At 68.6% G+C, this 21,150-nt stretch carries 20 protein-coding genes; 10 read left to right on the forward strand and 10 right to left on the reverse strand.

Annotation, left to right across the window (positions count from 1 at the left end):
- The first annotated feature begins 184 nt into the window (after positions 1 to 184).
- Together ON22_RS06005 and ON22_RS06010 are read left to right on the forward strand one after the other, a co-directional pair.
- Positions 185 to 1,402 carry an acyl-CoA dehydrogenase family protein gene (locus ON22_RS06005; protein ID WP_033246064.1) on the forward strand — a complete coding sequence of 406 codons (1,218 nt, stop codon included), beginning with the start codon at positions 185 to 187 and terminating at the stop codon, positions 1,400 to 1,402.
- Positions 1,399 to 2,829 (forward strand): LLM class flavin-dependent oxidoreductase, encoded by a 1,431-nt coding sequence (locus ON22_RS06010; RefSeq protein WP_033245967.1) that lies wholly within the window; start codon positions 1,399 to 1,401, stop codon positions 2,827 to 2,829. Before ON22_RS06005 ends, ON22_RS06010 begins: the two co-directional genes overlap by 4 nt.
- A 162-nt stretch (positions 2,830 to 2,991) precedes the next feature.
- Here ON22_RS06010 and msrC read toward each other — a convergent pair whose 3' ends face one another.
- Positions 2,992 to 3,483 (reverse strand): free L-methionine (R)-S-oxide reductase MsrC, encoded by a 492-nt coding sequence (msrC, locus tag ON22_RS06015; RefSeq protein WP_033245968.1) that lies wholly within the window; start codon positions 3,481 to 3,483, stop codon positions 2,992 to 2,994.
- A gap of 152 nt (positions 3,484 to 3,635) precedes the next feature.
- On the opposite strand from msrC, the gene ON22_RS06020 reads away from it, so the two are divergent.
- The 3 genes from ON22_RS06020 to ON22_RS06030 all read left to right on the forward strand — a co-directional run bounded on the left by ON22_RS06020 (position 3,636) and on the right by ON22_RS06030 (position 7,891).
- Complete coding sequence (locus tag ON22_RS06020) at positions 3,636 to 5,009, forward strand: styrene monooxygenase/indole monooxygenase family protein (RefSeq protein ID WP_033245969.1); 1,374 nt, start codon at positions 3,636 to 3,638, stop codon at positions 5,007 to 5,009.
- 552 nt (positions 5,010 to 5,561) lie between these two features.
- Positions 5,562 to 6,680: a dimethylsulfone monooxygenase SfnG gene (gene sfnG / locus ON22_RS06025; RefSeq protein WP_033245970.1), complete on the forward strand. Its 1,119-nt coding sequence runs from the start codon at positions 5,562 to 5,564 to the stop codon at positions 6,678 to 6,680.
- Positions 6,677 to 7,891, forward strand: a complete 1,215-nt coding sequence (locus ON22_RS06030) for an SfnB family sulfur acquisition oxidoreductase (protein WP_033245971.1) — start codon at positions 6,677 to 6,679, stop codon at positions 7,889 to 7,891. The genes sfnG and ON22_RS06030 overlap by 4 nt, the downstream gene beginning before the upstream one ends.
- A gap of 409 nt (positions 7,892 to 8,300) precedes the next feature.
- Here the strand turns inward: ON22_RS06030 and ON22_RS06035 are convergent, their stop codons facing one another.
- Entirely contained in the window at positions 8,301 to 8,840 is a 540-nt protein-coding gene (locus tag ON22_RS06035; RefSeq protein WP_033245972.1) for a hypothetical protein, read from the reverse strand.
- A gap of 112 nt (positions 8,841 to 8,952) precedes the next feature.
- Between ON22_RS06035 and ON22_RS34420 the strand changes: the two genes are divergently transcribed.
- Genes ON22_RS34420 through ON22_RS06050 form a run of 3 tightly spaced genes read left to right on the forward strand, consistent with a single transcriptional unit; the run spans position 8,953 to position 11,329 of the window.
- Positions 8,953 to 9,282 (forward strand): DUF6412 domain-containing protein, encoded by a 330-nt coding sequence (locus tag ON22_RS34420; RefSeq protein ID WP_051157203.1) that lies wholly within the window; start codon positions 8,953 to 8,955, stop codon positions 9,280 to 9,282.
- A gap of 56 nt (positions 9,283 to 9,338) precedes the next feature.
- Positions 9,339 to 9,974, forward strand: coding sequence for an ABC transporter ATP-binding protein (locus ON22_RS06045; RefSeq protein WP_033245973.1), 636 nt, complete (start codon positions 9,339 to 9,341; stop codon positions 9,972 to 9,974).
- Positions 9,965 to 11,329 carry a DUF6297 family protein gene (locus ON22_RS06050; protein ID WP_051157204.1) on the forward strand — a complete coding sequence of 455 codons (1,365 nt, stop codon included), beginning with the start codon at positions 9,965 to 9,967 and terminating at the stop codon, positions 11,327 to 11,329. The genes ON22_RS06045 and ON22_RS06050 overlap by 10 nt, the downstream gene beginning before the upstream one ends.
- Positions 11,330 to 11,423: 94 nt before the next feature.
- On the opposite strand, the gene ON22_RS06055 is transcribed toward ON22_RS06050, so the two are convergent.
- From ON22_RS06055 to pcaH, 7 genes are all read right to left on the reverse strand, one after another.
- Positions 11,424 to 11,951, reverse strand: a complete 528-nt coding sequence (locus tag ON22_RS06055) for an HAD domain-containing protein (RefSeq protein WP_033245974.1) — start codon at positions 11,949 to 11,951, stop codon at positions 11,424 to 11,426.
- Positions 11,952 to 12,102: 151 nt separating this feature from the next.
- Positions 12,103 to 13,314, reverse strand: a complete 1,212-nt coding sequence (locus ON22_RS06060; RefSeq protein WP_033245975.1) for an acetyl-CoA C-acetyltransferase — start codon at positions 13,312 to 13,314, stop codon at positions 12,103 to 12,105.
- A gap of 17 nt (positions 13,315 to 13,331) precedes the next feature.
- Positions 13,332 to 14,111: an IclR family transcriptional regulator gene (locus ON22_RS06065; RefSeq protein WP_033245976.1), complete on the reverse strand. Its 780-nt coding sequence runs from the start codon at positions 14,109 to 14,111 to the stop codon at positions 13,332 to 13,334.
- A complete protein-coding gene (pcaDC, locus tag ON22_RS06070) occupies positions 14,108 to 15,301 on the reverse strand; it encodes a bifunctional 3-oxoadipate enol-lactonase/4-carboxymuconolactone decarboxylase PcaDC (RefSeq protein ID WP_033246067.1) in 1,194 nt (397 codons plus the stop codon). Before pcaDC ends, ON22_RS06065 begins: the two co-directional genes overlap by 4 nt.
- A 612-nt stretch (positions 15,302 to 15,913) precedes the next feature.
- Positions 15,914 to 17,242: a lyase family protein gene (locus ON22_RS06075; protein ID WP_033245977.1), complete on the reverse strand. Its 1,329-nt coding sequence runs from the start codon at positions 17,240 to 17,242 to the stop codon at positions 15,914 to 15,916.
- An 8-nt stretch (positions 17,243 to 17,250) separates the two neighbouring features.
- Positions 17,251 to 17,877 carry a protocatechuate 3,4-dioxygenase subunit alpha gene (gene pcaG / locus ON22_RS06080; protein ID WP_033245978.1) on the reverse strand — a complete coding sequence of 209 codons (627 nt, stop codon included), beginning with the start codon at positions 17,875 to 17,877 and terminating at the stop codon, positions 17,251 to 17,253.
- Positions 17,870 to 18,592, reverse strand: coding sequence for a protocatechuate 3,4-dioxygenase subunit beta (gene pcaH, locus ON22_RS06085; protein ID WP_033245979.1), 723 nt, complete (start codon positions 18,590 to 18,592; stop codon positions 17,870 to 17,872). The genes pcaG and pcaH overlap by 8 nt, the downstream gene beginning before the upstream one ends.
- 150 nt (positions 18,593 to 18,742) lie before the next feature.
- Here pcaH and ON22_RS06090 point away from each other — a divergent pair, with 150 nt between their 5' ends.
- Both ON22_RS06090 and ON22_RS06095 read left to right on the forward strand, forming a co-directional pair.
- Complete coding sequence (locus ON22_RS06090; RefSeq protein WP_033245980.1) at positions 18,743 to 19,489, forward strand: CoA transferase subunit A; 747 nt, start codon at positions 18,743 to 18,745, stop codon at positions 19,487 to 19,489.
- On the forward strand, positions 19,486 to 20,142 hold the full coding sequence (locus ON22_RS06095; protein ID WP_033245981.1) for a CoA transferase subunit B: 657 nt from the start codon (positions 19,486 to 19,488) through the stop codon (positions 20,140 to 20,142). Before ON22_RS06090 ends, ON22_RS06095 begins: the two co-directional genes overlap by 4 nt.
- Positions 20,143 to 20,151: 9 nt before the next feature.
- Here ON22_RS06095 and ON22_RS06100 read toward each other — a convergent pair whose 3' ends face one another.
- A complete protein-coding gene (locus ON22_RS06100) occupies positions 20,152 to 21,057 on the reverse strand; it encodes a LysR family transcriptional regulator (protein ID WP_033245982.1) in 906 nt (301 codons plus the stop codon).
- Positions 21,058 to 21,150 lie beyond the last annotated feature (93 nt).

A 21,150-nucleotide genomic window follows, 5' to 3' on the forward strand; every position in this document is an offset into this window, starting at 1 on the left:
GCCGATCCCCTTGCCCCATGGGCGGGTGCCGGGCGCCAGGGCGAGGATCGGGCCGATCGTCGATCCTGGCCGGTCGGTAGCGGGCTGTCACCGGTTCGGATCGACCGGATTTTTAGCCGGAGGTGTTTCGATCCCGGTGCGCGAAACCGGTGAGTTCACCTTGCTGCCGGGTGATCGTGAGCCCATGACCTCCACCGCGGCGAAAGCCGCTTCCGATGCCGATCTGGACGCCGTGTTCGCGCCGGTTCACGCCGAGATCGCGGCGGGCGCGGTCGCGCGCGAGACCGACCGCAGGCTCGCCCACGACGAAGTACGCCGGTTACGCGCCGCGCGGTTCGGTGCCCTGCGGGTACCGGTCGAATACGGCGGGTTCGGCGCGAGTGTCCGGCAATTGTTCCGGCAGCTGATCGAACTCGCGGCCGCCGATTCCAACCTCCCGCAGGCATTGCGGGTGCATTTCGCGTTCGTCGAGGACCAGCTGCTGGCCGAGCCCGGTGCCGGGCGCGAGCATTGGCTGCGGGCGGCGGCACAGGGGGCGCTGGTGGGGAATGCGATCACCGAACCCGGCACCGGCGCGGTGGACCGCTACCGCACTCGGCTGACGCCGGCGGGCAAGGGCTGGCTACTCAACGGCACCAAGTACTATAGCACCGGTTCGCTGTATGCCGACCATATCCTGGTGGCCGCCGACAGAGCCGGGGAGCGGGTGGGAGTGCTCGTCGACGCCGACGCCGAGGGCGTGCGACAGCACGACGACTGGGACGGATTCGGGCAGCGGCTCACGGCCAGCGGTACCACCGAGTTCACCGATGTCGCGGTCCCGGCCGATCGGGTGCTGGGTCCGGGCTACGGCGTCGCGGGACCCACCTATTCGACCGCCTACCTGCAGCTGGTGCAGCTCGCGGTGCTGGCCGGGATCGCGCAGCGCGCCGAACAGGACACTCGCGAATGGGTCGCCGGACGCCGCCGCGGCTACACCCATTCCGCTGCGGATCTGCCCCGCCACGATCCGCTGGTGCAGCAGGTGATCGGCCGGCTGTCGGCCGCCGCGTTCAGCGCCCGTGCCAGTGTGCTGGCGGTCGCCGATGTCCTCGACGCGGTACTCGCCGCCGGGGCGCGGGAGGAAAGTGAGCTGATCGAGGTCGAACTGGCCGCGGCCCACGCGCAGCTCGGCGTGATAGACACCGTGCTGGCCGCCACCACCCAGCTGTTCGAAGTGGGCGGCGCGTCCATCGTCTCGGAGGGGCTGCGCCTGGACCGGCACTGGCGCAACGCCCGCACCGTTTCGGTGCACAACCCGGCCATCCAGAAAGCCCGCGCCATCGGCGACCACCTGCTCAACGGGACCCGGCTCCCCTTCGCGTGGAGCGCGGGCGAGCGCACGGAAGGAACGGCCCGATGACCCGCCGTATCCGGTTCAACGCCTTCGATATGAACTGCGTCGCGCATCAGTCGCCCGGACTGTGGCGGCATCCCGACGATCGATCGCACCGATACAAGGAGCTGGGTTACTGGACCGAGTTGGCGGCCTTGCTGGAGCGTGGGCGGTTCGACGGCCTGTTCATCGCCGATGTACTCGGCACCTACGACGTGTACGGCGGTGACGATCGGGCGGCACTGCGGCAGGGTGCGCAGATACCGGTGGCGGACCCGCTGCTGCTGGTATCGGCCATGGCAGCGGTAACCCGTCATCTCGGATTCGGCGTCACCACCGGGACCGGGTTCGAGCACCCGTATCCGTTCGCGCGGCGGCTGTCCACACTCGATCACCTGACCGGCGGGCGGGTCGGCTGGAACGTCGTCACCGGATATCTGCCTTCCGCCGCACGTAATTTCGGCGCCGACGACCAGCTCGACCACGACGCCCGCTACGACTACGCCGACGAGTACCTGGAGGTCCTCTACAAGCTGTGGGAAGGGTCCTGGGAAGAGGACGCGGTGGTCCGTGACCCGGTGCGCAATATCTATGTGGACCCGGCGAAGGTGCACCACATCGGGCATACGGGCACACACTTCACCGTGCCCGGCGTGCACCTGTCGGAGCCCTCGCCGCAGCGGACACCGGTGATCTACCAGGCAGGTGCTTCGCCGCGCGGGGTGCGTTTCGCGGCCGAGAACGCGGAGGCGATCTTCGTCGCCGCACCGTCGAAACGGGTGCTGGCGCAGACGGTGGCGAGTATCCGTGACGCACTCGAGGCGGCCGGCCGTGCCCGCGACGCTGCCCGGGTCTACGCGCTCGCCACCATCGTCACCGATGCCACCGATGCCGAGGCCCGTGCCAAACACGAGGAGTACCTGGCCTACGCCAGCGTGGAGGGCGGGCTGGTGTTCATGTCGGGCTGGATGGGAATCGACCTGTCCCGCTACGACCTCGACGATCCGATCGGCGAGGTGCAGAGCAACGCCATCCGTTCGGCGGTGTCGGCGTTCCAGGAATTCGATGACGACGGCCGCGAGTGGACGGTCCGCGATATCGGCCGCTGGGCGGGTATCGGCGGGATCGGCCCGGTATTCGTCGGCTCCGGTGAGACGGTGGCCGACCGGCTGCAGGAATGGGCGGCGGAAACCGATGTGGACGGCTTCAACCTCGCCTACGCGATCACCCCCGGAACATTCGAAGATGTTGTACAGCATGTAATTCCGGTGCTCACCGAGCGCGGCGCATATCCGGGCGAATATGGTCCGGGGACCCTTCGCAACGCGTTGTTCGGTCGCGGCGACCGGTTACCCGATGAGCACCGTGGCGCCCGGTACCGGCTCGGCGGGCCCGGCTCCACGGTGCTGCCCGACGTGGTCTCGCGACGGGTGAACGAGGAGTTGGGCTCCTGACCGGGCAGGCGATCACGGTCGCTCCGGCAGGCAGGGCTCACCCACGCGGTCTCGGATATCGGCTCCGAGCCCGGCGGTCACGGTCCAGTTCGCCGCCAGGGCAACTGCGCGCTATTCGCACTTCGCAACGACCCGGCGGAGGCTCTGCAGGCTCGGCACCGGTCATCGGGCCGTGAGCGAGTGCACGAAGATTTCGGCGACAGCTTCCAGGCCCTGGCGGTCGGTTTCGTCGAAGCGTGCGGGTTGCGGGCTGTCCAGATCGAGGACGCCGATCAGCTCTCCGGCGTGCACCAGGGGGATCACGATCTCCGAGCGGGTGTCGCCGTCGCAGGCGATATGGCCGGGGAATGCGTGCACATCGGGAACCAGTTGGGTGCTGCGGGTCTGCGCGGCGGTGCCGCAGACACCCTTGCCCAGGGCGATTCGGACGCATGCCGGTTTGCCCTGGAACGGCCCGACCACCAGTTCGCGACCGTCGTAGAAGTAGAAACCGGCCCAGTTCACCTCCGGTAGCGAGTGGTAGAGCAGGGCGCTGAGATTGGCGGCGTTGGCGATACGGTCGGATTCACCGGCGACCAGTGCGGCGGCCTGCGCGGAGAGCTGCCGGTAGCGTTCCGTGCGGTCGCCTGTCAGCGGGGCGAGGTCGAAGGTCATGGTCGGCGATGATAGACGGCCCCAGACGCCGAACTGCCGTGCCCGGCGCGTACGTGTGTCGCGTAAACGTCTGCATATCAACGGTTTCTGTCATTCACTCGCGCTGAGCGTAACCCTGCCTCCGCGGCGCCCGGCTCGCGACCATTGCGCCCATGACTACCTCGAATACGTCCACCCGCAAAGCCGCCGTGATCGGTGCCGGTCAGGCCGGTATCACCGCAGCGCTGGGCCTGCTCGACGCCGGTTTCGTCGTCACCGTCTACAGCGAGCGCGATCAGCGCGCACTCCGCGACTCCGTACCCGCCACCGGAACCGCATTGATCTTCGGTGAGGCCCAGGCCGCCGAGGAAGCGCTCGGACTACCCACCTACCTCGATCGCGCACCGTTGCACAGCGGCCTGACCGTCCGGGTCGCCGGCGGCGGCGAAGAACTCATCGATTTCGACGGTGCCTTCGACGGATTCCACGGGCTCGCCGTCGACACCCGGTTGAAGGCCGATGAGCGACTCACCACGTTTCTCGAACGAGGTGGCCGCTTCGTCGTCGACACGGTCACACCGGAGCGCCTCGACCCCATCGCGGCCGATAACGACCTCACCCTCGTCGCGACCGGTCGCGGTGGACTTTCCGGCCTGTTCGAGATCGACGAAACCCGCACCGTCTACGACGCCCCGCAGCGCAGCCTGCTGACGGTCACCGTCACCGGGCTCGGGTACGACGAATCGGTGTTCGCGCACCGCAGCCCGGCGGGCGGCGGCCGCAGCGGTTTCTCCATCGTGGCCGAACAGGGCGAAGGCTGGTGGGGGCCATACCTGCACAAGGACGCCGGGCCGAGCTGGGCGTTCCTCGGCTGGGCGCGGCCGGGTAGCGACTGGGAGAAGCGGTTCGCCGCCGCCGACTCGGCGGAATCGGCGCACCGCATCGTCACCGACCTCTACCGCGACTACCTCGACTGGGACCTGCCCGAGGTACTCGCCACCGAGGTGATCGCCGAGGACCCGCACTCCTGGCTGAAAGGCGCTGTCCGGCCGGTGTTCCGGCGCGGTGCCGGCCATACCGCGGGCGGGCATCCGGTCGCCGCGCTCGGAGATACTGCCGTCGCCTACGACCCGATCGCCGGCCAGGGCGCGCAGAGCGGCCTCATCCAGGCACAACGCCTGGTCACCGCGGCCGCAGCGCATGAGGGGCCGTTCGATACCGCGTGGATCACCGCGCAGTACGAGGCATTCCTGGAGTTCCGCGCCGAGGACGCCGCGAAAGTGACCCGGCTGTTCCTCAGCGACCCGGAGTTCGCCGAAATCGGCAACCAGTTCTTCGCTGCGGCCGCCGCCGATCCGCGCTTCGCCTCCGCGCTTGTGAGCACACTGCACCGTCCACAAGCGGCGCACTCGGTGAACTCGGTGGCGGACGCCCACGAACTCATCGCCGCGGTTACCGGCGAGGATGCGGCGACCGTGCTGGGCCGGTTCCGGCCCGCGGGACGGTTCAGCCGATCGCAGTACAGCACGGCCGCGACTACCGCCTGACCGCGGATCGCCGCGTGGACCACTGTTCGGAGGCACCGGTGTGGATGTCCGCCGGTGGGTGACGGACCGTCCTCCGGGCAGCCGTTCGCCGCCGCTGCCCGGAGGCACCGGGGCCGCTCGGAGCCCTGGTGTGGCGCGCGGTCGCGGCCGGTCGCAAATGAGGGATCCAGCCGGACGGGAGCTGGGTGCGACCGGCCGTGCCGCGTGTGGGCCGCGCCGGGCACGACTGTGGGACAGGATGAGCTCCCCGAGGTCGCGTGAATGGGACAGGTGCGGGGCGACGCGGAGTGGCTGAGGCGGCTCCGAGGCCGCGGTAGGCCGGGGGACTGCAGCCGCCTGTCAGGAGGGGTGCAAGGGGTCGCGGGTAGCAAAGAGTTGTGGTGTCACGCGGGCCGTACTGGATCGGGAAGCGACCGAGGCGCAACGCGGGTCTGCGCGGGATGTGATCCGGCAGATTCAAACCCTCGTAACCCCCGCACCGCGCTGGTGAACTGGGGACGCGCCGGGGCACTACACCCCGGCGTCCAGACCAGCCCACCAGCGGGAGCAGCGATGTCCACCGAGAAGACCACCGATCAGATCCGGTTCGCCTACTGGGTGCCCAATGTCAGTGGCGGACTGGTGACCAGTGATATCGAACAGCGCACCGGCTGGGATTTCGAATACAACAAGAAACTCGCGCAGACCGCCGAACGCAACGGGTTCGAATACGCGCTGTCCCAGGTTCGCTACACCGCTTCTTACGGTGCCGAGTACCAGCACGAATCCACGTCGTTCAGTCTGGCGCTGCTGGGTGCCACCGAACGGCTGAAGGTGATCGCGGCCGTGCACCCCGGGTTGTGGCATCCGGCGGTACTCGCCAAATTCGGTGCCACCGCCGACCACCTGTCCGGCGGCCGGTTCGCGATCAATGTGGTGTCGGGCTGGTTCGCGGGGGAGTTCACCGCCCTGGGCGAGCCGTGGCTCGAACACGACGAGCGGTACCGGCGCAGTGCGGAATTCCTCGAAGTGATCCGCAAGATCTGGACCGAGGACGATGTGAACTACGGCGGCGATTTCTACCGCATTCGCGATTTCACCCTGAAACCGAAACCATTGAACACCCCCGAACGGCCGAATCCGGAACTGTTCCAAGGTGGTAACTCCGCCGCGGCCCGTCGCAACGGTGGTCGCTTCGCCGACTGGTATTTCTCCAACGGCAAGGATTTCGACGGGGTCACCGAACAGCTCGACGATCTGCGCGCCGTTGCCCGCGACCACGATCGGGAAGTGAAGTTCGGGCTGAACGGTTTCATCATCGCCCGCGATACCGAGAAAGAGGCGAAAGATACCTTGCGCGAGATCATCGCGAAGGCGAACAAACCCGCCGTCGAAGGTTTCCGCGACGCCGTCCAGCAGGCGGGCGCGTCGACACGGGACAAGAAGGGGATGTGGGCCGATTCGACATTCGAGGATCTGGTCCAATACAACGACGGGTTCCGCACCCGGCTGATCGGCACCCCGGAACAGATCGCCGAACGAATCGTCGCCTACCGCGACCTGGGCGTCGACCTCATTCTCGGCGGGTTCCTGCACTTCCAGGAGGAAATCGAATACTTCGGGGCGAAGGTTCTGCCGCTGGTGCGGGAACTGGAGGCCGCGCGGCGCCCCGCTGCCGCGGTGAGCCGATGACCACCGTCGGGGCCGCGCGGATAGCCACCGCGGAACAGGGCCGTGCGGTCGCCAGGCAGTTGGCCGCCGAATTCGCGGCCGGTGCGGCGCAGCGTGACGCAACCCGTGAGCTGCCCTTCGCCGAGGTGGACAAGCTGGCCGCGAGCGGACTGCCGGCGGTGACGGTCCCGGCCGCGCTCGGTGGTGCGGACCTGCCGCCGAGCGAGGTCGCCGAACACATGCGATTGCTCGCGACCGCCGACCCGAATATCGCGCAGATCCCGCACAGCCATTTCGTCTACGTGAATCTGCTGAAACTGGCCGGGACCGGAGAGCAGCAGCGCCGGTATCTGACGGCAGTCCTGAACGGGGCCCGTATCGCGAACGCGCAATCCGAACGCGGCGGGGCCACGGTGGCGGAGATCGCGACCACGGTGACGCCGATCGAGGCCGGGCAGCGGTTCCGGATCGACGGCACCAAGTACTACTGCACCGGATCGCTGTTCGCGGATATCCTGGCCGTGCTCACCAGGCTCGACGACCCCGACGGCCGGACCGGTCTACCGCCCGGCCAGTACGTGGCCTTCCTGCCGGCCGATTCACCGGGCGTGCGAATAGTCGACGACTGGAACGGGTTGGGGCAGCGGACAACCGGCAGCGGGACAGTGCTTTTCGAAGGTGTCGCGGTGGAACGCGACCAACTCGTGCCCCGCAGCGCGGCCGTAGACGCCCCCACCGCCTACGGCGCCTCCGCACAACTCCTGCACGCCGCCATCGACACCGGCATCGCCCGGGGTGCGCTCACTGCCGCCACCGAATTCGTCCGGGACAAGAGCCGCCCCTGGTTCGAAGCACAGGTGGAACGGGCAGTCGACGACCCGCTGCTGATCCAGCGGTTCGGGGAACTCGCCGTCACCGTCGTCGCCGCCGAATCCGTACTGCGCACCGCCGGTCTCGCGGTGGACGCGGCGATCGACGCGCCGGACCGGGTCGCGGCCGCCTCGATCGCCGTCGCCACCGCGAAGATCCTCGCCGACCGCGCCGCCAACGAGGTGTCCGCCGCCCTGTTCGAGGTGAGCGGAACACGCAGTGCAGCAGCAGAACTCAACCTGAGCCATTTCTGGCGCAACGCCCGCACCCATACTCTGCACGACCCGGTGCGCTGGAAATACCAGCACATCGGCCGCACCCTGCTCCATGGAACACCGCCACCCTTGCACGGCGTGCTCTGAGCCGTTCGCCGACGACGGATGTGGTCCGCGCCTACGGGCGGCCTCGTCGGATCTCGAAGAGTCTCTGCGTTATGACACAGTCCACTGGCGCCGCAGCCAGAGGGTTTCGAGCTTGTTCGACACTTGTTCGGCGCCGGGCGGCAGAATTAAAGCCGAGATGATCGATATATCGATCTTTCGCACTAGAAGGCCCCGAGATCGATATATGAATCACCACGGTCGGATCGAACCTGCACCGACCCGCTCGGGCCTCGCGATCGGTGATTGATCCCGGGTACCGGCTGCGCTCGCGGTGCCGTCGGCAGCCTCGTGGCCTGAGCGTCGGTGCGGCAGCCGGGTCAGCCGAATTTCCGCAGACCATTCGGGAAAAGAGCCGTGGTGCGAATGTGTTTCGCGCTCCGAACCCGGGTTACTGCGCCGGTGCCGCGGAGCCGGCGCGCAGATCGGTGACGACCACGGGCGCGATATCGAGCAGTTCCGGCCGGAACTCGCCGCTGATCGGGCTCAGATTGCAGACCGTGGCCACCAGGTAGACCCCGCGCGGGATATCGGTGAACGATCCGGTGACCTGTCCCGCGGCGGCGAACTGGACACGCGGTCCGGCAGTGACGGCGCCCTCGGCGATCAGGCGCTGCAACAGGGCGAAGGCGTCGGGTTCGCGGCCGCTGAGGGTATCGACGGCGGCGGGGGCGAGGATGGGCGCGGCAACGGCGGTGTTCACCAGGACGGTCGTGCATTCTCCGGGGATGACGGGGAAGGTGTCGCGCCGGTTCGGGACGCCGGCGACGGTGTAATCGATGGTGGTGCCCGAGACCGTCGCGGAGAGGGTGACCGCCGGGTGGGCGTCCTGGGCGGCGGCCGCGGCCGGGAAGATCGCGGCGAGAACAGCCAGCACGAAGGCGGCGACGGCGGCGCCGATGCCGATACGGAAGAAGCTGGACCGCACCATGGATCTCTCCTCTTCGGTCAGGTGCGCCCAAAGCTAGCAGAAAAAGGCTGGTCAGCGTGGTATTCGGGCCCGTGCGGCGCGAACTTCGGATCGGATCGATTAGTCTGGCGGTATGTTCAGCAGCCGCTACCTCGTCAATTCGGTGGTGGCGTTTCTGCTGGTCTGGGGCGCCGCGTTCGGATCGGTGCTCACTGCGCCCGATACCCGCAGCCTGTTGCTGGCCGGTTTGGTCGTTGTCGTCACCATCGCCGCGGCCTACCTCGTGGTGTGCCGGGCGGAGGATCTGCTGTTCGGCCAGTGCCGGACCGTGCGCGGGCCGACCGTCGAAGAACAGCGGCTGCGTGGCGCGTTCCGCCGGCACAGCCATCCCGATGCGGCCGGCCGGCCGCGGCCCAGAGCTCCCGGTTCCCCTGCGGGGACCGTGCCGGCTGCCATTCTCTGAGCGGTCCCCGCTTCCTCGCCTGATCATTTCTCACGAGGAAAAACGGGAGTACCCCTGTGTCCGAACCCATTCTGCAAGTCCGGGCGGCCGAACGCCGCTTCGGTGACCTGACCGTCTTCCGCGATGTCGGCTTCGCCGTCGCCGCCGGCCGCTGCTGCGCGATCGTCGGCGCCAACGGTGCCGGCAAATCGACTCTTTTGCGCTGCATCCTCGGCCGGGACCGGCTCGATGCCGGACGGATCACCGTCGACGGCCGCGATGTCGACGAAGCGCATCCGCATTTCCGGAGCACCGTGGCCGCAGTGAGCGGAGAGGATGCCGCCTTCGCCCACCTCACGGTGCACGAACATCTGCAACTCGTCGCGATCGCGCACGGCACCGCCGAGCCCCAACAGGTGGCGAGCCGGGCGCTGGTAGATGTGGGATTGACCGACGCGGCCGACCAATTGCCCGTCACCCTGTCCAGCGGTCAGCGCCGCAGGCTGGCGCTTGCCTCGGCGTTCGTGCGGCCACGACGGTTGCTGGTACTCGACGAACCCGAGCAGCATCTGGACCGGGACGGTCGCGCCTGGCTGGCCCGCGCCCTCGACGCGGAGAAGCAAGCGGATACGGCGATCCTGCTGGTCTCGCACGACCCGGACCTGGTGGCCGCGGTCGCCGACGATGTCGTGGACGGTGACCTGTGGCGCTGACAGAAACCGCGCCGGTCGTTCCGGGCGCCCGCGAAATACTGTCGGTGCGGCGCGGATTCGCGCGGACTCACACCGTGCGGGAGAACCGGACGGGGACCGTGGTGCAGCTGATCCTGGGCGGCTATGTCATCGCCGGCGTCATCTGGTGGGCGGCGACCCGGCCCGCCGCCGTGGGTTCGGCCTTGTTCGCCGTGGGACCGGGGTGGGCCGCCACTGCCGCGTGGGCGCTGTTCGCGCTGGCCGTCACCGGTGGACTGTTGCTCGCGCGGGCGTTCGGGCCGGTCGGCGCGAACGCCGCGGATGCGCTCTGGCTGCTGTCCACGCCGGTGGATCGCCGTGCACTGCTACGCGCCCGGGTCGGTGCGGCCCTCGCCGTCGGCGCGGCTGCCGGGACTGCCGCCGGCCGACTCACCGCCTATATCGCAGGGGCGAACCTGTGGGGGCCACTGACGGTACTGGGATCGCTGACCGGGGTGGTTGTCGTCGCGGTCGCGGTACTCGTCCAGTCACGCAGGCTTCCCGGGCCGGTACTTCCGCTGCTTCGATGGAGCTTCGCCCTGGCCGGCCTCGGGTTGACCGCGGCGGCGATGGTTCAGTGGGCGGTTCCGGTGCTCACCACCTGGCCGGTGGTGTTCGCCGCGGCGGCACCGGTGGCGGCTCTCGCGGTATGGGCGGCGGCGAGTTGCCGGTATCTCAGCCGCGCGGATCTCGCGTCCGGAAGCGATCTCACCTCCGGGGCGCAGGCCTCGCTGACCAGCTTGGACCCGTCGGTGCTCGCCGGGATTCTGGAGGAACGGGCGTGGCGGCGGGTCGGCCGGTCGGTCTCCCGGCGGCTGCCGGCCGGGCGTACCGCCGCGCTGCTGCGGGCCGATCTGCTGCGACACCGTCGCCGGCCCTCGGCCTACCCGGTCACCGTGGCAGTGGTGGCGGCCGTATGGTTCGCGACCGCCGTCGGCACCCCACTGCTCGTCGCGTTGACCGCACTCGGCGGCTCGTTCTGGATAGCAATGCTGTTCAGCGCGGGCCTGCGCGATATCTGCGGCGACCCGGCGCTGCGCGTGCTTCTCGGTGCCGGTGACCGCGTGCTCCGCCGGCCGATGCTCATCGTCCCCGCCGCCGCGCTCGGTCTCACCGCTGCTCTGACCGTCCTGGCCACCGGCCCGGTCGCGGCGGCTATAAGCACGGCCGCGGCGGCCCTGGCGGCATACCGCATCCGAACCCGTTCGGCACTCTCCTACGAGGGCCTGCTGCTGATCACAACTACCGGACCGCTACCAGTCGACCTGATCCGCCAATTGATCCGCGGGCTACCGATTCTCGCGGTCGCAGGGGTACTGCTCGTATGGACGATCTGACCGGACATGCCGTTGAACCGCATGCTGCCTGTGCAGCTCGACCTCCGGTTTGGTGGATGCCGGAGTGGGTGTCGGGACCCGGTGTCGCCCTCGATCACTGTTTCCCGGAATTGTCCGCCGACAGGGTTTCCAACCAGTCGGCGAATACGGCGAAATCGTTCGGGTTCAACCCGGTTCGTGCGTCCACCCGGTGGAGGAGTGCGCGGCCGGTGTGGTTCGCCCCCACCCATTCCCGGTCGCCGGCGCCGATCTCGTCATCGACCCAGATGAACGGCTTGCCCGCAGCACGATCCACCAGAGCGCGGGTCTTCCAGTGCAGGCCGAACCAAGTGTCGATGGGATCGACGGCCGGATCCGGTCGATCCAGTACTACCAACGGAGGCAGACCGAGGGCCGGGCCGATCGTTCGGTTGGCCTCCTGCATCCAGGTCGTTGCCCAGATCAGCTCGCAGGGAAGGAGCGAGAGTAGCGGGCCCAGTGCGGGGTCGAGCCGGGCCAGCAGTGGGTTCGTTCCTTCCGACCCGGAAGTCAGTTGTTCCGGATACCCGGCCGGCGCGCCGAACGGGATCAGTGGCCCGTCGACGTCGAGAAACAGTAATGGGCGGTCGGCGGGGTCCCTCACTTGTGCAGGTTAACCGGAAAAGCCCGCGACTCAACACGGTACGGGCTCTCAGCGCCAGTCGGATTCGGTGGTGATGCCCGAGACCCGCCGCGCCGTAGCGGATCGGTTGCGGGCACTGGGCGCCCACCTGACGCGGGATTGGGCGTGCGGTTCAGGTCACGCGTTCGAAGACGGCTGCCAGGCCTTGGCCGCCGCCGATGCACATGGTTTCCAGGGCGTAGCGGCCCTCACGGCGGTCGAGTTCGCGGAGGAGGGTGGCGAGGATGCGGGCGCCGGTGGCGCCGACGGGGTGGCCGAGGGAGATACCGGAACCGTTGGGGTTGAGGCGGTCGTCGCCGGGGTCGAGTTTCCAGGTGCGCAGGACGGCCAGGGTCTGGGCGGCGAAGGCTTCGTTGAGTTCGATGACGGACATATCATCGAGTGTCGAACCCAGACGGCCGAGGGCTTTTTCGGTGGCAGGGACCGGGCCGATGCCCATGGTGCGGGGCGGGACCCCGGCTACTGCCCAGGAGGCGAGGCGGGCCAGGGGGTGCAGGCCGAGGGCACGGGCCTTTTCGGGGGTGGTGACGATGCAGAGGGCGGCGCCGTCGTTCTGGCCGCTGGCGTTACCGGCGGTGACCGTGGCGTCCGGATCGACTTTGCCGCGGATCGGGCGCAGTTTCGCGAGGGTTTCGACGGTGCTGTCGGCGCGGGGATGTTCGTCGGTGTCGACGAGCAGAGGATCCGATTTACGTTGCGGCACCGAAACTCCGACGATTTCCTCGGCGAAGCGGCCGGACTGCTGGGCGGCGACCGCGCGCTGATGCGACTGCACCGCAAGGGCGTCCTGGTCGGCGCGGCTGATCGAGAATTCGGCGCGCAGGTTCTCGGCGGTTTCGATCATGCCGCCGGGGACCGGGAAATTCTTGCCACCGGCGGTGACGCGGGCACGGGCCAGTCGATCGTCGAGGGAGATGCCCTCGCCTTTCACGCCCCAGCGCATACCGGTGGCGTAGAACTCGGCCTGACTCATGGATTCGGTGCCGCCGGCCAGGATCAGATCGCTGCCGCCGGTGGATACCTGCATGCACGCTTGGAGAACGGCCTGTAGTCCGGAACCGCAGCGGCGGTCCACCTGCAATCCGGGGACGTCGACGCCGAGACCGGCATCGAGGGCGGCGACCCGGCCGATCGCCGGAGCCTCACCGTTGGGGGAGGCCTGGCCCAGGATGACGTCGTCGATCTGGTCGGCGGGCAGACCGGTGCGGGCGACCAATTCCGTGATCAGGGTCGCGGCCAGGGTTTCCGGCGCGAGGTCTTTGAACACTCCGCCGAACCGGCCGACCGGGGTGCGCAGCGGTTCGCAGATGACAGCGTCGATCATGGGATTCCTTCGTGATGTCAGGCGTGGCTCTGGACGCGGGCCAGGTCGGCGCTGATGGCCGAGGCCGTGGCCAGCAGCGGTGGCAGCAGGTCGGTGCGCACGCTGTCGGCGGTGTAGCGGGCGGCGTGGGTCGAGATGTTCACGGCGGCGCAGACCGTACCGGTGTGGTCGCGGATCGGGGCGGCCATCGAACGCAACCCCTGCTCGAGCTCCTGGTCGACCAGGCAGTAACCGGCCTCCCGGGTATTGCGTACTTGCTCGCGGAGCTGGTCGGCGCTGAGGACGGTGCGGTCGGTGAGCGGGGTGAAGGTGACCTTCGCCAGGTATTCCTCGAACGCCTGCTCCGGCAGCCCGGCCAGCAGAACCCGGCCCATGGAGGTGCTGAAGGCGGGGAAGCGGGTGCCGATGGTGATCGATACGGTCATGATCCGGCTCACCGGTACGCGGGCGACATAGACGATGTCCTCGCCGTCGAGGATGGATACCGAGGTCGATTCGTGCACCTGATTTGCCAGCGATTCCAGATGCGGGCCCGCGACCTCGGGCAGGCTCAGGCTGGACAGATAGCTGTAGCCGAGTTCGAGCACGCGCGGGGTGAGCCAGAACTGGGAGCCGTCGGTGCGCACATAGCCGAGTTCCACCAGGGTCAGCAGGAACCGGCGGGCCGTCGCGCGGGTCAGATCGGTGGCCTTGGCGACCTCGCTCAGGGTGCGCCGGGGGTGGCCGGCGTCGAAGGAACGGATCACGGCCAGGCCGCGGCCCAGCGATTGCACGTAATCCGGGGAGGGTTCGGTCATGGTCGATCTGCTTCCTCTGCGCTGGAGGACTCGATCGGATCGGGCCCGATGCCCTCGGCGAGCGCCGCCTTACCGAGTCCGAAGGCGAGGTTACTGTTCGGCACCCCGGCATAGACCGCGGTGTGCAGGAAGACCTCGGCGAGTTCGTCCGGGTCGATCCCGGCCCGCAGCGCGGCGCGGATATGCATATCCAGTTCGTGGGAGTTCCCGACAGCGGTCAGGATCGCGAGGGTGAGTAGACGCCGCGTGTGGTGATCGAGGCCGGGCCTGCTCCAGATATCACCCCAGGCGGTGCGGGTGATGAAATCCTGGAACGGCGCGGTGAATTCGGTGGTGCCGGCGACGGCCCGGTCCACGTGGGCGTCGCCCAGTATCGCCCGGCGCACCCGCGTACCCTGATCGAAGTTGTGGTTGCGTTCGCGGAGGCCACCGATATGGGCGGTGATGAGCGAGGTCACCGGTCCGGCCTGTTCGACACTGGCCAGATGCGCGGCCGGATCCAGCACGTGCAGGGTCGAATTCGCGATCCCGTCGGCGAGTGCGCGCATATCGCCGGGTGTGGTGGCCGGGTCCTGGGCGCCCGCGATCACCAGGGTGGGGGCGGTGATCCGGGCGAGGTCGGCCCGGCCGTCGAACTGCGCGAGCGCGATACAGCAGGCGGCGTAGCCCGCGTCGGTAGTCGTTTCGACCATGGTGCGGCTGCGGGCGATCAGATCGGGGTCGCGGTCGGCGAGCCCGGCGGTGAACCACCGGCCCACCACGGCTTCGGCGATGGACGCCGTACCGTCGGCGCGGACCGCGGCGGCTCGGTCGAGCCAGCTCTGTGGGGTGCCGAACTTCGCGGCGGTGCACATCAGCGTCAAAGTCTCGACCCGGGCTGGGCGATACGCCGCGATCCACTGGGCGACTGCACCGCCCAAGGAGAGCCCGACCAGATGGACTCGGTCGCGGCCGAGGCGGTCCAGCAACGCCAGGACATCGGCGGCCAGTCCCGCGACGGTGTAGTCGCCGGTGCCGGTGGGGGATTCGCCGTGACCGCGCAGGTCGACGGCGAGCACTTCGTGATCGGCCGACAGTCCCGCGACCTGCGGGTCCCACATCGAGCGATTCGAGCCGAGCGAGCCGAGAAGTACGACGGTGGAGGCCGCGGACTCGGGTCCGGCTGCTCGGTAGGAGAGCTCGATGGCCACCGAATCCGCTGCCATTGTGCCCATTTCACTTGCTCCGTTCGGGTTGCGACGATTGTGCCGCGGCACGAGTTCTCGGACGCGGCGCGAGTTTCCGGCTACCGGGCCCGATCCGGGCCCCAGTGTTAGGTCGGGGACCGGTCTCCGCGAGTGTGCAACCGGCCTTGTCCCGGCCGCATTGCTGATACGCCGGTGGTAGCCGGGGATTGCCGAGGACGTGGAGCCGGTGTAGCAGCCGGTTGGAATATGTCCGGCCGTGCGGCGGGTCGCGGCGACCGCGTCGGCGAGCACCCGGGTATGTAGTCGTAGTCGTGAGATGTCCTCGGCACCGGTGGGCGGCGCGGTTTCCCGAGTGTGGAGCGGGCTCAACGGGCGTGCTGTACCTGGTTCGTCTGATCGGACCGTGTGGGGTGGGCCGCCCTGCGGGGCGCAGCTCGGCTCGGACCCTGTCCGGTGCGGTGCAGGTGCTCGACGCCGCAGGTGCGAACGGTTCCGGATAACTCGTCGGGTTCTGTGCACGGACCGCCGCGAACATGCGAAGCCGCTCCTCTTGTGCGGCAGGTCCAGGTCGGCGCGGGTTTCGCCGGGGAGTCTCGTGTTCGGAGAGCACTGCTGTCACCGGGGTTCCGGGCGCGTGCCGTCGCGTTCGGTGAGTACCCGCGTCACCAGATCGGCCGCATGGCCCAGGTATCCGGCCGGATCCAGGAGTTCACGAACCCTGTGCGCCCCAAGGTATTCGACGATGGTGGGGTCGGTGTCCAGGGTGGGCGGCTCGGAGGTCGCGGCGGCGGTGACGATATCGCGGGCGCGATCGGTGTGTTCGGACAGCGCCGCGGTGACCCGCTCGGCGAGCAGCAGTCCGCCGGTAACCGCGAGATTGCGGGCCATCGCCTCCGGGTGGACGTGCAGGCCTGTCAGGCTCTGCGCCAGCCGGTGCGCGGCGCCGCCGCTGAGCCGCAGCAGGTCGGTGACGGTCTCCCATTCGGCATGCCAGGCGCCGGCGGCACGCTGGAACTCGTGGTCCATCGACCCGAGGGAGCCGGCGACCAGGCCGGGGACCCGGCGGGCGGCCGCGCGGGCGGTGATGGCGGCGACCGGGTTGCGTTTGTGCGGCATCGCGGAGGAGCCGCCGGGGGAGTCCTCACTGACCTCACCGATTTCGGTGGCGGCGAGCGCCACGATATCCGTGGCGATTTTGGCGACCGCGCCCGCGGCCACGCCCAGTGCGGTGGTGAGTTCGGCGATCGGCGTGCGATCGGTATGCCACGGGATGCCCTGGGGCGCCAGCCCGAGTTCCGCGGCCAGCGCGTCGGCCACGGCCGGGCCGTGTGGGTACAGCGCCGCGAGTGTGCCTGCGGCACCGCCGAATTGGACCGGCAGATCGGCCAGTGCGGCGGTAACCGACCCGGCGGCCCGGTCCAGGGATTTGCACCAGCCGGCGGCGAGCACACCGAAGGTGGTGGGCAGGGCCTGCTGGCCGAGGGTCCGGGCGGCCATGGGGGTGTCGCGGTGGGTGCGGGCCAGGCCCGCCGCGGCGTCGGCGGCGGTGCGGAGTTCGTCGACGATCATCGCCCCGGCGCGTTGTGCGAGCAGTAGCAGAGCGTTGTCGAGAATGTCCTGACTTGTCGCGCCCTTGTGGACGGCGGACCCGGGGACCCCGGCCGGTGCGCAGGCCTCGCGCAGCCTGCGTACCAGCGGGATCACCGGGTTGCCGCCGGCCACCGCAGCCGCGCCGAGTTCCGCCGGATCGAGTGTGGCGGTCAGCTCCGGACCGGTGACGGCGATGGCTTCGGCGTACCCCTCATCGAGTACGCCGGCCACCGCCTGGGCGCGGGCGAGTGCGCATTCCACTTCGATCAGGGCGGCGATCCAGGCGCGGTCGGACAGGACAGCACCGAGTTCGGCGGCTCCGAACAGCGGGTCGAACAGCTCTCCACGCGGCACACGTACTCCTACAGGTAGAAGAACGGCGTCTCGGCACCGTCCGGGTCGGCGTCCTGCAGCACGATATCGAGGTGGTAGCCCTCGGGGGTGGCGGCGGCGATCAGCTTGTGCCGCTGATTTTCCGGGAGTGCGGTTAGTACCGGGTCGGTAGCGTTGGCGGCCTGCTCGTCGGGGAAGTAGAGGCGGGTGATCGACCGGTCGAGCATGCCCCGGGCGAAAACCGAGACGTTCAGATGTGGTGCCTGATCGGATCCGTCGCCGACCGCGACCGCACCGGGTTTGACGGTGGTGAACCGGGCGGTGCCGTTGGTATCGACGGGGCATCGCCCGAAACCGCGGAATGCCGGATCGGTTTGCGGGCGCGGATCGTCCGGATGCTCGAAAACGCCGTCGCGGTTGGCCTGCCAGATTTCGACGAGGCCGTCGGGAACGGGATTGCGTCCCCCATCGACCACTGTCACTGTGACGGTTGTCGATCCGTCGGTTCCCGGTGCGACCACATCGGGTCCATCGGGCCACGGAAGTCCGATATGGAGGTAGGGGCCCACGGTCTGCGACGGGGTCGGCCCGAATTCGACCGTGGTGAAATCCCCGGGGGTCACGGGATAGCGGGGCGCGAATTCGGTATCACTCATCGTGATCGTCCTCCTCTTCGAAGGGGGTCGCGTCGCGACCGCGCAACACGATGTCGAACCGGAAACCCAGGGCCCAGTTGTCTTTGGTGGCGCTGTAGTCGAACACACTGACCATGCGCTGGCGGGCGCCGTCGGGAACCGAGTTGTAGATCGGGTCCTGGAAGAACATCGGGTCGTCCGGAAAGTACATCTGGGTGACCAGGCGCTGGGTGAAGGCGCGCCCGAACAGGGAGAAATGGATATGGGCGGGCCGCCAGGCGTTGTGGTGGTTGCCCCAGGGGTAGGCGCCCGGCTTGATCGTGGTGAACGAGTAGTGGCCGTCGCTGTCGGTGAGGACGCGGCCGACGCCGTCGAAATGCGGGTCCAGCGGTGCGGGCCACTGGTCGCCCTGGTGGCGGTAGCGGCCGCCGGCGTTGGCCTGCCAGATTTCGACGAGGGTGTGGGGTACCGGTTTGTGGTCGCTGTCGAGGACGCGGCCGTGGACGATGATGCGCTGGCCCTGTGCTTCGCCGCCGCGGGCCAGGGTCAGATCGGCGTCGGCCTCGGTGGCGCGGCCTTCGCCGAGTACCGGGCCGGTGAGTTCACCCAGCCGCTGCGGGAGCAGGATCAGCGGTTGTTTGGGGTGGCGGAGGGTGGTGGAGCGGTATTCGGCGAAGTCGAGCGGAGCTTCCTCGTTCTTGTCGATACCGCGGTACCGCGGTGGCAGTTGGAGCATGCGCGCGACCTCGCGTTCGGGATGTGGACACTGCTACGGGATGCGAACAGCATAGGACTCGGCGGCGGCCGGGGCAATCACTGTCCGGTGCGTTCACTATACGCACATGAGTTCACAATACGTACAAATGCGGTTAGTGTGGAGCGCGTGATGGACAAAGTCTTTGCCTCAGCCGCCGAAGCGGTCGCCGATATCCCCGACGGTTCATCACTGGCCGTCGGCGGATTCGGGCTGGTCGGCATCCCCGAAGCGCTGATCAACGCCCTGCTCGACCAGGGCGCCACGGACCTGGAGGTCGTCAGCAACAACTGCGGCACCAACGGGTTCGGCCTCGGCGTCCTGCTGGCGGCCCACCGGATCCGCCGCACGATCAGCTCCTATGTCGGCGCCAACGAGGAGTTCGCCCGCCAGTACCTGTCCGGTGAGCTCGAGGTGGAGCTGACGCCGCAGGGCACTCTCGCCGAGCGGATGCGCGCCGGTGGTGCGGGGATACCGGCATTCTTCACCCCTGCGGGTGTGGGCACCCAGGTCGCCGACGGTGGTCTGCCCTTGCGCTACGACGGTGCGGGCGGGGTCGCGGTGGCCGGTCCGCCGAAGGAAACCCGCGAATTCGACGGGGTCACCTATGTCATGGAACGCGGAATCGTCACCGATTACGCCCTCGTTCACGCCTGGAAAGGCGACCGGCACGGCAACCTCGTGTACCGCGCCAGCGCCCGCAACTTCAACCCGCCCGCGGCCGCAGCGGGCCGGATCACCATCGCCCAGGTCGAACATCTGGTGGAACCCGGCGAACTCGACCCCGACCAGGTGCACACGCCCGGTATCCAGGTCCAGCGGGTCGTACCGGTCGGCAAGGTCGACGTAGGAATCGAGAACAGGACGGTGCGCGCATGAAACTGACCCGCGAACAGATGGCGGCCCGAGTCGCCGCCGAACTCGCCGACGGACAGTACGTCAACCTCGGTATCGGCATGCCGACCCTGGTGCCCAACTATCTGCCCGACGACATCACCGTCGTGCTGCATTCGGAGAACGGTGTCCTCGGTGTCGGGCCGTACCCGACCGAAGAAGAACTCGATCCCGAACTGATCAACGCGGGCAAGGAAACCATCACCGTGCTGCCCGGCGCCTCGTTCTTCGATTCGGCGGCATCGTTCGGCATGATCCGCGGCGGGCAGGTCGATGTGGCCGTTCTCGGCGCGATGCAGGTCAGCGCCCGTGGTGACCTCGCCAACTGGATGATTCCGGGCAAGATGGTCAAGGGGATGGGCGGGGCGATGGATCTGGTGCACGGTGCGCGCCGGGTGATCGTGATGATGGAACACGTCTCGCGTTCGGGGGAACCGAAGATCGTCGACGAGTGCACCCTGCCCCTCACCGGACTCGGCTGCGTGGATCGGATCATCACCGATATCGCGGTCCTCGACGTCACCGAGAACGGGCTGGTACTGGTGGAAACCGCGCCGGGCGTCACCGTCGCCGAGGTGCGCGCGGCCACCGGTGCGGAGATCGAAATCGCCGCGGAACTGTCGGCGCGGGTGGGCTGACGGCGCGGCTCACAACGCCGGCATACGCGTCATCGCCGTCCGGATGACCTCCAGAAACCACTGTTGCGGTCCTCCGCGTTCCGGCGCATGGCGCGTATAGGCGGCCACCTCGACCGGTTCGATCGGCCACGGCAGGGCGAAGATACGAACCGCATGCGTCCGCGCCAATGCCCGGGCGACCCGCTCCGGGACGATCGCGACGAGTTCGCTGTCCTGCACCACGTAGGGGAGGGTGGCGAATCGGGTCACCCGCACCGCGATCCGGTTCTCCAGCCGGTGTTCGACCAATGCCTTTCGCGGGCCGGTATGCCCGGTCGCGCCGTCGACCACGACATGGCGTTCCCGTTCGAGTTCGGCCTGGGCCGGGTTTGCCGACCTCAGCCGCGGGTGGTCGGCGGCGACCATTCCGGCGTAGCCCTCGGTGAACAGCACGGTCCGGCGCAGCCGCGGCGAATCCAGGACCGGGCTGGCAACGATCGCGTCCATCTCACCGCGGGTCAGCCGGTCGGTTGCCGTTTCCACGTCGAATGCCGCCACCCGTAACCGGGCCTGCGGGGCCTGCGCCGCGAGTTCGGCCAGGACGAGCGGCAGGACGGTCACTTCGCCCAGGTCGGAGAGTCCCAGGGTGAATTGTGTCGGCCGGCCGGGATCGAACTCCGCGGTGGTGCCGAGGGTTTCGGTGACATCGGCGAGTGCGCGACGCAGCGGCGGGTACAGGCGCTCGGCTTCCGAGGTGGGGACCAGGCCACCCGGCCCGCGAACGAAGAGTTCGTCGTCGAGGCGGCGGCGCAGTTTGCCGAGACCGTAGCTGACCGTCGGCTGGGTGACGCCGAGCAGATCGGCGGCGGCGGTCACGCTACGGGTCTCGTACAGCAGGACGAAGGTGCGCACGAGGTTGAGGTCGAAGTCGGGCATAGATCTCCTCTATCCGAGAACAGAAAAACATCTATTGGATTTCTGAAAGACGCCAGCCTAGCGTGAGTGCCATCACAGCCCGGGTCGACGCTG

The sequence above is a fragment of the Nocardia carnea NBRC 14403 genome (genome assembly GCF_000308515.1).
Taxonomy (GTDB): domain Bacteria; phylum Actinomycetota; class Actinomycetes; order Mycobacteriales; family Mycobacteriaceae; genus Nocardia; species Nocardia carnea.

Excerpts from the sequence above, each read along its gene's own strand:
- sfnG (WP_033245970.1), top strand. The coding sequence starts at position 5,562 with ATGTCCACCGAGAAGACCACCGATCAGATCCGGTTCGCCTACTGGGTG.
- ON22_RS06030 (WP_033245971.1), top strand. The coding sequence starts at position 6,677 with ATGACCACCGTCGGGGCCGCGCGGATAGCCACCGCGGAACAGGGCCGT.
- ON22_RS06035 (WP_033245972.1), bottom strand. The coding sequence starts at position 8,840 with ATGGTGCGGTCCAGCTTCTTCCGTATCGGCATCGGCGCCGCCGTCGCC.
- ON22_RS06020 (WP_033245969.1), top strand. The coding sequence starts at position 3,636 with ATGACTACCTCGAATACGTCCACCCGCAAAGCCGCCGTGATCGGTGCC.
- ON22_RS34420 (WP_051157203.1), top strand. The coding sequence starts at position 8,953 with ATGTTCAGCAGCCGCTACCTCGTCAATTCGGTGGTGGCGTTTCTGCTG.
- ON22_RS06100 (WP_033245982.1), bottom strand. The coding sequence starts at position 21,057 with ATGCCCGACTTCGACCTCAACCTCGTGCGCACCTTCGTCCTGCTGTAC.
- ON22_RS06060 (WP_033245975.1), bottom strand. The coding sequence starts at position 13,314 with ATGATCGACGCTGTCATCTGCGAACCGCTGCGCACCCCGGTCGGCCGG.
- ON22_RS06065 (WP_033245976.1), bottom strand. The coding sequence starts at position 14,111 with ATGACCGAACCCTCCCCGGATTACGTGCAATCGCTGGGCCGCGGCCTG.
- ON22_RS06095 (WP_033245981.1), top strand. The coding sequence starts at position 19,486 with ATGAAACTGACCCGCGAACAGATGGCGGCCCGAGTCGCCGCCGAACTC.
- ON22_RS06090 (WP_033245980.1), top strand. The coding sequence starts at position 18,743 with ATGGACAAAGTCTTTGCCTCAGCCGCCGAAGCGGTCGCCGATATCCCC.
- pcaH (WP_033245979.1), bottom strand. The coding sequence starts at position 18,592 with ATGCTCCAACTGCCACCGCGGTACCGCGGTATCGACAAGAACGAGGAA.
- ON22_RS06005 (WP_033246064.1), top strand. The coding sequence starts at position 185 with ATGACCTCCACCGCGGCGAAAGCCGCTTCCGATGCCGATCTGGACGCC.
- ON22_RS06010 (WP_033245967.1), top strand. The coding sequence starts at position 1,399 with ATGACCCGCCGTATCCGGTTCAACGCCTTCGATATGAACTGCGTCGCG.
- pcaG (WP_033245978.1), bottom strand. The coding sequence starts at position 17,877 with ATGAGTGATACCGAATTCGCGCCCCGCTATCCCGTGACCCCCGGGGAT.
- msrC (WP_033245968.1), bottom strand. The coding sequence starts at position 3,483 with ATGACCTTCGACCTCGCCCCGCTGACAGGCGACCGCACGGAACGCTAC.